Source organism: Fusibacter sp. 3D3, from assembly GCF_001748365.1.
Lineage (GTDB): Bacteria > Bacillota > Clostridia > Peptostreptococcales > Acidaminobacteraceae > Fusibacter_A.
The window spans coordinates 63,850-76,585 of the sequence record NZ_BDHH01000003.1; the positions used below are offsets into that span (position 1 = coordinate 63,850).

The window sequence follows — 12,736 nt, forward strand, 5'->3', positions numbered from 1 at the left end:
TCAAGCGCTATAAATGATCAAGACGATGATAGAAACCGATAGGAGGTTTATTATGAATTTGAAAACAACGCTTCATAGAAAATATACGAAAGGCCTTATCTTATTTTTATTATTCTCATGGATCCTTACAGGGTGTCTCGGAAAAGAAGACTATAAAGCCTATAAAGACGCTGCTGTTAAAACCGATGCGATCCAAAAGGGTGCTCAATCGGTTAAGGTCGCTGTAAATCAAACGCTTTTTGAAGAGGCTGAACCACAAAATGTAACAACATTAAAAGGCTTAGAAACCTTAAAATTTGATTTGTCAGGTCAATTTGATTATGAAAAGAATTTGGCGCTTTATGACATTTATTATTATTATAATGACCTCGGAAATGACATCAAATACATCCAAAAATCGGAGACAGAACAATACATCAAAATCCCGATGTTTAAAGATTACTTAAAGCTGAATGCTCAGTCCTTTGCAAGTGAAGGTAGTAATGAAACCACTCCTGTAAAAGGTGAATTTGGTTCGGCGGATATTTTTAAAACCATCATTGATGAAATCGGTATAGAATGGAACACCATGATTCAAAAAGAAAATATTTTCGTTGGTGAAAAAACAACGATTAAGAACGAAGATGGCGATGTAAAAGCCACTAAGTTTACGATTAAACCCACAACTGAGCAACTGGAACTCATAAGTGATCGGATCAAAACAAGTTTATTGGCGCATACCGATGAGCTCGCAAATGCTTTTAATCAATTTTCAAGGAATGGCATGTCTACAAATGGTGGCGCAATCGCTAATAATGATAGCAAAAAGATGAAAATGGATGCAGAGGAGATCCATGCACTCATCGAAAATTTGATGTCTAACATGACGATTACGCATTATGAAGAAGTAGCCTATGTGGATTTGGATGGGTATATAATAGAAGAAACCACCACAATCGGCATAGACTATACCCAAACGGATCAGTTTACACCTTTATTTAAAGCTCAGGAAATCGTCATCAATTCCAAGTTTTGGGGCATAGAAAAAACGCAAAAATTTGATTTCCCAGAAATTGATGAAAGTAATAGTAAGTCAATGGATGCCTTTGATTTTAGCGGTGACTTAGCAGAATAGATGAGCACAATAGATTAGCAGCGGCAATATAACCACAGAAGGAGAGGCTCATATGATGTTAGAAATAAAAGGACTTATAAAAAAATACGGTGAATTCACAGCAGTGGATGACATCGCGCTTCATATAGATGAAGGGGAAATCGTAGGCCTTTTGGGGCCTAACGGGGCAGGAAAATCCACCACGATTTCCATGATTGCCACGCTCTTTAAACCCGATTCGGGTGAGATCTTGTTTGAGGGCAAAGATATCGTCAAGAATCCGAAAGTGATTCAACCTTTCATAGGCTATGTGCCACAAGAGATTGCACTTTATGAAACGCTTTCAGGGTATGAAAATCTGAAATACTTTGGGGCCTTATATGGTCTCAATGGCAAGGCACTCAAAGATCAGATTATGAGAATTTCTGAAATCATCGGCATAGGAGATCGGCTTAAGGATCGAGTAAGCACTTATTCGGGCGGCATGAAGAGACGGATCAATATAGGTGTGGGCCTTCTACACAATCCAAGGCTCGTGATCATGGATGAACCCACAGTAGGCATAGATCCTCAGTCAAGAAATCACATTTTAGATACAGTCAAGAAATTGAAGACAGAAGGCATCAGTGTACTTTATACCAGCCATTATATGGAGGAAGTTGAGGCGCTATGTGAACGTATTTATATTATGGACCATGGCAAGATCATAGCAAATGGGACTCAAGACGCCTTGCTTGAACAGTCTAAAATACAAAGTGGCATGAAACTCAAGTTTGAAAAACCAGTGGCGCAGATCGTAGATCAGATTAAGGCCATTTCATGGGTGACCAAGGTCAAAGTTTTAGATGAATATGAAATTGCCATTCAGTCCACTGGGAATGGGAATAGCCACAAGGACATACTCAAAGCTATTATGGCAATGGATTCGGGACTGGTTTCATTTGATATTCAAAAGCCAGACCTTGAACAAGTGTTTTTACACATGACAGGTCGAGGGCTCAGAGATTAGGAGGAAAAAATGATCTTAAAAATACTTAAAAAAGACATAATCGTCCTCTTTTCTGAACGTAGAAATTTGATGATCTTTATCTTAATGCCCATTATCTTGACAACGATTTTAAGTTTTTCACTCAAGGGGAGTTTTGGTGAAAGTGGTAAGTTTGATGCGATTAAAGTAGGTATTGTAAAAGCTTATGATAAAGAAGCCGAAGTCGCTTATTTTAAGACGAAAATATCAAGTTATGTGGACATAAATACAGTGATCCCCCAAGAAAATAATTTGGATTTTGAAAAAGTATTTTTTCAGGATTTTCTAGGAAATGATGGGGTTAAAACTATTATGACCAGTGTGGTTATGACAGATGAAGAAGCACAAAATGCGCTTTTGAAGGGTGAGATTGTGGCTGTTTTTTATTTGCCTAAAAATTTTATTTACGATCAACTCATTAATTTTACCATGCCTTATCGGAATGAAATTCATATCAAAATGATTTCAGACCCTGATGCGCAATATGCATCGCAAATAGCGGAATCCGTTATGATGAGTTATTTTGATCTTATGAACGAAAAAGTAATTCAAAAAAATGTCTTTATAGAAGTGGGTGCATCTTATTTGGATATCCAAACACTTTTGTCGCATATGGGAGATCTAATGGATCCCAATGGCGAAGGCACAATGGACCTGTACGGACGTGATAACTCAAACCAAAGTGGGATTCAATATGAAACCCTCAATGGGGATAAAGCAGTGGATAGCTTTACTTACTATAGCATTGCCATGATGTCGATGTTCATACTTTATGCATCGGGTTATGTGGGGCGTGAACTTTTAAGAGAAAAGAAAATGCAAACGTTGAGTAGGGGAACTGTGGCAGGGATCACTAAAGTTATGGTGCTCACCAGTAAGTTTTTAATGACCTTAATCTTATGCATGGTTCAGATGTCATTTCTCTTAATTTATGCCAAGTTAGTTCTAAAAGTGAATTGGGAGAGACCCTTAATGATGGCTGTAGGTATTTTCTTCAGTGCACTTGCGGTAAGTGGACTTGGTATTTTTATCAGTGCGATTACGTTGACTCAAGATTCCTATAAAGTTGCCAATATATTTGAAAATGTATTGATTCATATATTTGCTTTATTTGGCGGGAGCTATATTCCACTGGAAGTGTTGCCATCCGCTGTGGTCAAATTGAAATTCATCGCTCTAAACGGTGTGGTTCTGGATCTGTTTCTCAGTATTTACAAAGGTGTTGAGCTGGGTAAACTCATATCGCAGCTTGGCTTATTAACGCTTATCAGCATCTGTTTTTCGGTGGTTGCAGTCTGGATTGTCATCAAGAAGGAGGCGCAGGATTATGCTTAAACTCAAATTAAGACTCCTAAAAGATAATACCACGTTGTATGTGATTATGATTTTAATGAGTCTGTTACTTGCAGGTGTCTTTGGAAACGCTTTTGGGGGCAATAATAAAGGAACAATATTCATAGAAGATACGACAAAAAGTGTCCTAAATGCAGACTTAATTCATGATTTAGAAGGGGAAGGAAGCTTCAATATCAAGTTGGTGACTCATGAAGAGGGGCTTAAGCGCGTCTCGGGTAGAGAGGGGCTCATGCTCATACAGTTGAGCGATTCCCTTAAAATTTATGAACTCAAACCTACGCTGGAACGCTATCAAATCGTAAAAATATTACAAGATACCCGATCAGCTCAAAATGCTCTAGAGCAGTATTCAGAACAGATTTATCAGATCGTTTCAGAACATTCAGATATAAAAGTGAATAAATCAGAATGGGTTCAAACCGTGAAAGCGAAGGTTAAAGCGTATGAAGAAAGCCAAGCTGTGTTCACTTTAGATCAGCAGGCCTTTGAAGCAGATCCCTTATCCCATTATGACCCCAAGATTCATTCGATGATAGGCATGACGCTGTTTTTCGTGACCTATTCATTGCTCTTTACAGTAGGGGACTATTTAGAGGATAGAAGACTTCATACATTAGATCGTATGATGGTATCTCCGATATCGAGATTTCAGATTTTGACAGCCAACGTTGTGCCCGCATTTTTGGTCGGTGCCTTTCAAATTGTAATTATGATTTTATGTGGCAAGTTTATATTTGGCATCCAGTGGGGGGAACAGGTAGGCTTGATTCTCGTCATAGGGATAATGTACATTTTTACCATGACATCGCTAAGCTTTTTCATCGTAAGTCTTGTGAAGAATATGACTCAACTTGGGGCGATATCGCCCATCATACTGACGGGAATGGGGATGTTAGGCGGTTGCATGTGGCCACTTGAGATTATAAATTCAAAAATTTTGCTGTCGTTAGCTTCCTTAACGCCTCACAAATGGGCGATCAGTGGGATTGAATCGCTTATGATCACGGGCCATGTTTCAAAACAAATGGTTTCTTCACTTGGAATCTTGTTCTTAATGGGCTGTATTTATATGATTTTAGCGGTAAGAATGCTCAACTATAAAATAAGTGATTAAACGCTCTTAAATAACCGTATAAATAGAATACAAAGGTATTTAGGAGGTGCGGCTTATGTTCGAATCTATTGAAATCAAATCGAAAGAAAGAAATGAAATGATTGACATTATGGATACTATAAAAGAAACCGTGACAAAGAGTGGTGTTAGACATGGTATTATCGTCGTATACGTGCCACATTCCACTGCGGCGATCACTGTGAATAAGAACTATGATCCAGTGGTTGAAGACGATATTATGCATAGAATGAGTGAACTCGTTCCTAAAGATGGACATTATCAACATATCGAAGGCAATTCAGCTGCACATATTAAAGCCTCCATATTTGGAAGTTCTGTAACGTTGATTATCAATGATGGTCACATTGAACTCGGGATGTTTCAATCGGTATTCTTCTGTGAATTTGATGGACCACGTAAACGCAAGTATTTTATAAAGATCATTAAGGATTAGTTTGACACCCTAATCCTGATATTTATTTCAATTGTAAACGGATCAGCCCAGTGCTGGTCTTTTTTTATATCATTAGTTTTCGTCCAGCTTAGAGGCAGGAATGTTCAGCCTGCTCTAAGCGGTTAGACGAGGACGTGTCCTGCAAAACAAAGTTTTGACGGACAATGATTAATATCATTAGTTTTCGTCCAGCTTAGAGGCAGGAATGTTCAACCTGCTCTAAGCGGTTAGACGAGGACGTGTCCGGCAGAACAAAGTTTTGACGGACAATGATTTCAGTGCCACAAACGACGGATTCCGTGACAGCGTTGGCTTTACATTGAATTTTGACGAAGGGTTAGGTATAATTGAGAAAAGTCAATCGCGGACCTTATAAGTAAAGGAAGTTAGTCCAATATGAAAAAAGTCGATCAAATCTATGATTATATGAAACAGCATCAGGATGGGGAAATCACGGCGTCCCAAATAGCAGAAATACTTGAACTGGATCGAACCAATGCCAGTCGATATCTCAACAAACTGTGTCAAGAGGGTCGTGTGATAAAACTTTCTGGACGTCCAGTGCGGTACGTATTGGCTGAAATGCGGACTTCACAATTGCCGACGGATCGGAGAGAATCTGCACAAAAGGAGCAAGAAGAAAGGCATTTGTATAATAGAGAGGTGTCCTCGCCAAAACCAGAGTATAATCTTTCGGAGAGAAAGTTTTCTCTTGATATGCTCATTGGTGCAAGCAAGAGCCTCAATGTGCCGATTCAGCAAGCGAAAGCGGCAATTCTGTATCCGCCTAGGGGTCTGCACACTTTGATTCTGGGCGAGACAGGCGTGGGTAAATCCATGTTCGCTGAGCTCATGTATCAGTTTGCAAAGGAAGCCCATATGCTCAGAGAGAATGCACCCTTTGTACGTTTTAACTGTGCGGATTATGGTGAAAATCCTCAACTGCTCATGGCTCAAATCTTCGGTGTGAAGAAGGGGGCCTATACAGGCGCTGAAAAGGACCGTGATGGCCTCTTAAAGAAAGCAGATCAGGGGATTCTTTTTTTAGATGAAGTCCATAGGCTTTCAAATCAGGGGCAAGAGATGCTCTTTACTTTTATAGACAAAGGTCAGTTTAGCAGATTGGGCGACAGTGAAGAACGGCAGAGTGCAGAGGTCCAAATCATAGCGGCAACCACTGAAGAACCTGAATCCGTGCTGTTAAAAACATTTACCCGACGGATTCCCATGACGATCAAGTTACCACCTCTAAAAGAGCGTGGTCTTAAAGATCGCTATAAACTTATAGAGACTTTTATAAAAGAAGAATCCAAACGACTCTCCAAAAGTATTTACATCAATCGAAATGCGCTTGAGTCCATGTTGCTTTACGAATGTCCGAGCAATATAGGACAGCTTAAAAGCGACATTCAATTGTCGTGCGCCAAGGCATTTTTAAATTTTAAATCACAGCGGAAAAATTATATTTTAATAGAACAATCCGATTTGCCACAACAGGTAAAAAAAGGGTCTATGAAAATAAAAGAGCACCGTCAAAAACTTGAAAAATTACTCAAATATCAAGAGGATATCTATAAGTTTTACTATGATGAAGAAGATACCTATCTCAACGAAGGCTTACTTCGAGAACCCCATTTTTATGAAAGCATTGAAAACCGTCTTGAAGACCTCAGAGCTGAGGGCAAAACAGAAGAAGAAATTACTCAAATCATGAGTCTTGATATTGAACTGCATTTTCAAAAGTATATCGTGGAAATTCCAGAGCAATACAAAAAAGAAGAGATTGGCAAGGTGGTTGACAGCGAAATTGTGGATATCACGGGTGAAATTTTAACTTATGCACAGGATAGACTCAATAAAGTTTATGATGAAAAAATATACTTTGGATTAGCACTTCATTTGCAAGGGAGTATAGAAAGAATCAAGAGTCATCGCTCTATTTATCACCCTAAGCTCAACGTGATTAGAGTCAATTATCCAGATGAGTTTGTGGTGGCAATGGAAATTGCCAAGAGGATTGATCAAACTTTTGAAATCGAAACGCCCCTAGATGAGATTGGTTATCTTGCTATGTTTTTAGCTTCCAATCCCTATACGATGGAAGGTGAAATAGAAGATTTAGTGGGGGTTTTGCTCATCATGCATGGTAATTCCACAGCCACGAGTATGGCACAGGTTATCAATGATCTCGTTGGGACGGAACATTGCGAAGCGCTTGACATGCCACTGAGTATGCGACCAGAAGTGATGTATGACATGGCTAAAACAAAAGTCGAGAAGATCAATAAGGGCCGAGGTGTTTTGATCCTAGTGGACATGGGGTCACTTACAAGCTTTGGAGAGATGATTTATGAAGAGACAGGCATATTGACGAAGACACTGGATAAAGCAAGTACACCAACGGTTTTAGATGCCTGTAGAAAGGCGGTTTTGGGTAGGGACCTTATAGAAATTTATAATTCCTGCCTAGAGTTGAGCGGCAATGTCATTAAGGCGCGTAGGCATCCTAAGAAGCCCTTGATCATTACGGCTTGCTTTACTGGAGAGGGTGCAAGCGAAAAATTAAGGCAGATTATTGAAGATCGCCTTGAGCTTGATGCGGTCTATCAGATCATCAGTCTCAATTTAATGGATAGACGCGAATTTGTCAGTATGGTTGATTTTTATAAAGATGCTTATGATGTGCTGGCGATCGTGGGGACTGTTGAGATTGAGGTGGATGGGATTCCCTATATTTCTGCAGTGGATTTGCTTTCGGGTGTTGGGATAGAGGTTTTAAGAGAGATCATAGAGCGAGAAGATTTATTCTATAAGATTGAACAATCCCTAGGTGCACATATTAAATCGGTAAACAGTACGACTCTACTGAGTCGGGTAAGGCATTTTATCGAGCGTACGGAGAAAGTCCTGAAGGTCAATATTGATCAAGATGTAAAAGTGGGTATCGCCCTACACCTTAGTTTCTTAGTGGATAATTTGGTCCAGAAAATCGTGTCTAAACCTAAAACAGAACTCGATGAGTTTATGTCTCAATACTCACTTGAAATGGAGCTTATCCACAATGAATTGATATCACTTGAGCAAAACTATGAAATTCGGTTTTCCACAAGTGATCAGACTTATATTTTAAAGATGTTTTTGGCGAATAGTGAGTGAAGTGGTGGTTGTCCCACCCTAATATTACACTCAAAGGGATAGAGTCCTCGGCGGGGGCTGGGGATATGTTGATGTGAAACGTATCATAAGTAATCCCAAAAGTGAGTGGGATGGATGAATGTTAACTCTTTTGTAGCCTAGTTTATGTTGATGGTTTTAAATATACAATGGGATCGACCGCATTCGAACGCGGTCGATTTTTTATGAATAGAGGAGAACAAAAAAGCTATTTACTGCTGTTGAAAGCTTTTAAAGATATGGTATAATGTAATTGACCGCGGTCGAAAAAATATTCGACCTTTGCGATGCGGTCGATTTATGAGGTGATGATTATGTTTGATATTTTAAGTATACTGATGAATGGTGAAACTAAGTACCTCGAGTTTAAAGAAAAATACTCTAAAACGATATTAAAAACTGTATCTGCATTTTCAAATTATCATGATGGTAAAATCATGATCGGTATTTCGGATGACGGCCACGTCATAGGGGTTGAAAAGCCTAATGAAGTACGGTTGAGTATTGAAAATACAATCGATGATAGTATTAAGCCAAGACCTAATTATGAAATAGAAATGCTGGCTATTGAAAATAGAAATGTACTTGTTATTTCTATTTTTAAGGGTTATCAAACGCCATATGTTCTAGACCGGAAAGCTTACAAACGAGCAGATACTTCAACTGTAGAAATAGACAAACATGGATATGATGAACTCGTACTTCTAGGTAGAAATTTAGCCTATGAGGAACTTGAATATATGGGGGAAAATCTAAAATTTAGAAATTTAGAAAGACTATTGGCAGATAAGCTTGGGATAGCAGAAGTTAACGAAGATATCCTTAAATCACTTGAACTTATTCAAAAAGAAAAATACACAAATGCTGCAGCAATTGTTGCAGATTCAAACGCGTTCACAGACAGAGGAATGGACTTCATTTGTTATGGAGATCAATCTATGATGACATTCAAGGATAGAATAAACTTGAAGTCTGTTTCAGTTATAGAAGAATTTGAAACCGCTATGTTATTCTATAAAAAGCATATTAATCAAGGTGATAGGATAATGGGGGCATTCAGGGAGTCTTTTGAAGAAGTGCCAGAAGAAGCTTATAGAGAGGCGGTCGCAAACGCAATCATTCATAGGGATTATGGTAGAAGAGGGAATAATAGAGTTGAGATTTTTGAAGATCGAGTCGAGATAACTTCTATCGGCGGGTTACCCGTTGGAATTTCTAAAGAAGAATACTTAAATGGCAATTTTTCAAATGCTAGAAATAGAATAATTGCAGATATATTTTTAAGATGCAAAATTATAGAGAAAATGGGAACTGGTGTTAGAAGAATAAAATATGTATATAGTTCATTTAAACAAAGTCCTGAGTTCAAAGTGTTTGAGAATTCAATTCAGGTCATCCTTCCAAGATTAGATATGGCAGCAGAATTCAATACAAAGCAAGCCGATTTGACAATGGAAGAAGAGAAATTGCTTAATTATATTAAGTCTACAAAGGGAATAAGCCGCATAGATACTGAAAAATACATGGGTATCGGCAAAACTAAAGCGACTAACTTGATAAATGGATTACTGGATAAAGATGTAGTTATCAAAATAGGTGTTGGCAAAAATACAAAGTATAAATGTAAATAGTCCCTATTTCCACACTCACTGAAATGCGATCCCCAGAACGATACCACAAGTAATGAGCTGATCAAAAAACTTCGATATCTAGGTAAGATTATAAAAGTCGGAAATATGGGTCTGGAATCGGTTTCCAATATACGCCAAAATTTGACGAAATTACATTTGTAGTGTATAATAGGGGTAAGAATACTTTCGGTGACCAGTGTTCTGGAACTTAATATTTGATTTTAAAGCCACTTAATTTGAAGTGGCTTTTTTGCATTCAAACCTTTATATATGAAAACCGATAATGATGTGAGCGTTTGAAAATGAAAGTAGGTGAATTTATGTGGGGAATAGTAGCGGTTCTAATTGTTTTATGGCTTCTTGGGGTCATAACTGCAAATACGATTGGAGGACTTATTCATATTCTTTTAGTAATTGCAATTATTGTGGTTTTATTAAGAGTAATCAGAGGCGATAGAATGCTTTAGCAAAAGACGTGGTTGAGAGGTTTAAAATAAATATTGACCAAATTGGAGAAAAAAATGGAAGAAAAATCAAGAGCATCAGAACTATTAGAAACGCAATTAGCAGACAGTGAACAAAAAGAGATCAAAAGAGTTGAAATCAATAAGCATCTAGAAAAAAGATTAAAGCTTAAAAACACTGTTTGGTATATTTGCGGTATGTTGGAGGTTCTTTTTACTTTTAGACTTGTTTTCAAAGTCATAGGCGCTAATCCAACCAGTATTTTTGTACGTGTAATTTACAATGTCTCTGGTGCATTTCTAGCACCGTTCAATGGGATATTCAGAGCGGCTGTAAGCAATGGCGTCGAAACAAAGTCTGTATTGGAACCCATGATTATAATCGCAATGATCGTTTATGCAACGCTTGCCTACGGCATCGTCAGATTAATTGAAATTTATGATCCTAAAAGGGTTCGATAGACAGAACTGTCCAATGCGTGACGGCTATGTAAGTTTCTATAGCGTATTAAGAGTAAGCAAACAGTCTCAGAAATATGAGGCTGTTTTTTTTACCTTCTATTGATATGTGAGGCATGAATAAGGTAGAATAAGGGTAAAATAAAGATAAAAAAGGGGTATCTCCAATGGCGAAATACGATAATATGCTTGCGATTTTATGGATGCTCGGTTCGGGTTCTAAAATGACAGCGAAGCAAATAGCCGATAAACTAGAGCTTAATATCCGAACCGTTTATCGCTATATAGACGCCCTTTGTGTAAGTGGTGTCCCCATTATTTCAGACATGGGACAAAATGGCGGTTATCGTTTGCTGAATAATTTTATCAAGGCGCCTTTGATTTTTGATGTCAAGGAGCAGAAATCACTGCTTCATGCTGCGGTATTTGCAAGCGAATCGGGTTATCCATTCGATGAGGCATTGAACAGTGCAACTCAAAAATTAAAAATGTACTCAAACGCAGAACAAGAACAGATGCTCAAACGTCATTTAGAGGGGTTTGAAGTCATAAGCCGGAATCTAGCGCCATCTGTTAAGGCGACTTTGGAGGCGCTAGAAAGTGCAATCGCCAATGAGTATTCACTAGAGATAGAGTATCAGACAGGCCATGAGAATCATTCTAAAGTGAGAGTAATCGACCCCTATGGCATGCTTTATTGGAATAACAAATGGTACACAGTTGGCTATTGCCATCTCAGAAATGAAATCAGAAGCTTCAAAGCTGAAAGGATTTTACAAATAAAGCAGACTGAGGAAACCTTTAAGAGGCCAGCATCTTTTTCTGCGAGGACATTTTTTCTTAATAATCTGCTCCCAAATTTACAAGAAATGAACGCAGGTATTTCGTTGATCATTGAGGGGAGACAAGAGGTGTTAGAGGATTTGTGTATCCATTGGTTCTTAGGACATCATTTGAAAGAATGCACGTCCAATAGGGCTCTATTTTTAATAGATGAAGAAGCACTTCATGCCTATGTGCCCTATTTTCTCTTACCCTATGGCAAGGCAGTTCAAATTATTCAGCCGCAGAGTTTAAAGCAAAAACTGGTCTCTATTACATCAGAATTAATGGCATATTATCAATTATAATAGCATCACTGACAGCAGTTGTCAGCGATGCTGTTTTATAATGAAGATGAGTTCATATAGATGGCGTGAACGTTTGATAAGCGCTTAAAAGCGCATTAGGAGGGTACGACATGAACAATAACACGGTATATCTTTATGTGTTTGATACAATGGCAGATTGGGAGATCGGCTATTTAACTGCAGAACTGAACTCAGGGAGATATTATAAGGCAGGTATGAGTCCTTCACAAATCATCACAGTGGCGAATGAAAAATCACCCGTGACAACAATGGGCGGTCTAAAAATATTACCAGATCGGGTGCTTTCTGAATGTGATTTTAAAAATGTGGGTGCTCTCATCTTACCTGGAGGCAACACTTGGATGACATCAAGCCACGATGCCATATTGGATAAGGCAGCGCAATGCTTAAAAGAGGGCATCATCGTTGCTGCAATTTGTGATGCTACAAGAGGACTTGCTCAGAAAGGTCTACTGAACTTAAAAGCGCACACCAGTAATGATCTGGATTATTTAAAAGCAACTTGTCCAAATTATACAGGAGAGCAACACTATAAATACGAGCCTTGTGTAACGGATGGACAACTGATAACCGCTTCTGGAATCGCCGCATTGGAATTCACGGTTCAGGTCTTGAAGGCATTAGATGTTTGGACACCAGAAATGCTGGACGATTGGTATGGTCTTTTTAAAGAGCACAAGTTGGATTTTTTTAAGAGATAAAATCATATGACTTGAATTGAGGCCCTATCCGAAAAAGAGCACCTTATCCGATGTCATGTTGGATAGGGTGCTCTTAAAATTATATGTTGTCGAATCTTCTATTTATAGGCAA

11 protein-coding genes are annotated in these 12,736 nt (G+C 38.4%); all 11 read left to right on the top strand.

Going from position 1 to position 12,736, the window contains the following annotated elements; all coding sequences use genetic code 11:
* Positions 1 to 52 precede the first annotated feature (52 nt).
* The gene (locus F3D3_RS04280) at positions 53 to 1,114 is read left to right on the top strand and encodes a hypothetical protein (protein WP_069871534.1); all 1,062 of its coding nucleotides are present in this window, start codon (positions 53 to 55) and stop codon (positions 1,112 to 1,114) included.
* A gap of 52 nt (positions 1,115 to 1,166) precedes the next feature.
* Positions 1,167 to 2,102, top strand: a complete 936-nt coding sequence (locus F3D3_RS04285; protein WP_242877074.1) for an ABC transporter ATP-binding protein — start codon at positions 1,167 to 1,169, stop codon at positions 2,100 to 2,102.
* Positions 2,103 to 2,111: 9 nt separating this feature from the next.
* Positions 2,112 to 3,455: an ABC transporter permease gene (locus F3D3_RS04290; RefSeq protein WP_069871535.1), complete on the top strand. Its 1,344-nt coding sequence runs from the start codon at positions 2,112 to 2,114 to the stop codon at positions 3,453 to 3,455.
* Positions 3,448 to 4,590 (top strand): ABC transporter permease, encoded by a 1,143-nt coding sequence (locus F3D3_RS04295; protein ID WP_069871538.1) that lies wholly within the window; start codon positions 3,448 to 3,450, stop codon positions 4,588 to 4,590. Before F3D3_RS04290 ends, F3D3_RS04295 begins: the two co-directional genes overlap by 8 nt.
* 55 nt (positions 4,591 to 4,645) lie before the next feature.
* A complete protein-coding gene (locus F3D3_RS04300) occupies positions 4,646 to 5,044 on the top strand; it encodes a secondary thiamine-phosphate synthase enzyme YjbQ (RefSeq protein ID WP_069871540.1) in 399 nt (132 codons plus the stop codon).
* A gap of 396 nt (positions 5,045 to 5,440) precedes the next feature.
* A complete protein-coding gene (locus F3D3_RS04305) occupies positions 5,441 to 8,200 on the top strand; it encodes a sigma 54-interacting transcriptional regulator (protein ID WP_069871542.1) in 2,760 nt (919 codons plus the stop codon).
* A gap of 332 nt (positions 8,201 to 8,532) precedes the next feature.
* The gene (locus F3D3_RS04310) at positions 8,533 to 9,849 is read left to right on the top strand and encodes an RNA-binding domain-containing protein (RefSeq protein WP_175438291.1); all 1,317 of its coding nucleotides are present in this window, start codon (positions 8,533 to 8,535) and stop codon (positions 9,847 to 9,849) included.
* 302 nt (positions 9,850 to 10,151) lie between these two features.
* Entirely contained in the window at positions 10,152 to 10,316 is a 165-nt protein-coding gene (locus F3D3_RS23680; RefSeq protein ID WP_242877085.1) for a lmo0937 family membrane protein, read from the top strand.
* 54 nt (positions 10,317 to 10,370) lie between these two features.
* Entirely contained in the window at positions 10,371 to 10,775 is a 405-nt protein-coding gene (locus F3D3_RS04315; protein WP_242877075.1) for a YggT family protein, read from the top strand.
* A 164-nt stretch (positions 10,776 to 10,939) separates the two neighbouring features.
* Entirely contained in the window at positions 10,940 to 11,902 is a 963-nt protein-coding gene (locus tag F3D3_RS04320; RefSeq protein ID WP_069871544.1) for a YafY family protein, read from the top strand.
* A gap of 110 nt (positions 11,903 to 12,012) precedes the next feature.
* On the top strand, positions 12,013 to 12,624 hold the full coding sequence (locus F3D3_RS04325) for a type 1 glutamine amidotransferase family protein (protein ID WP_069871545.1): 612 nt from the start codon (positions 12,013 to 12,015) through the stop codon (positions 12,622 to 12,624).
* The last annotated feature ends 112 nt before the right edge of the window (positions 12,625 to 12,736 follow it).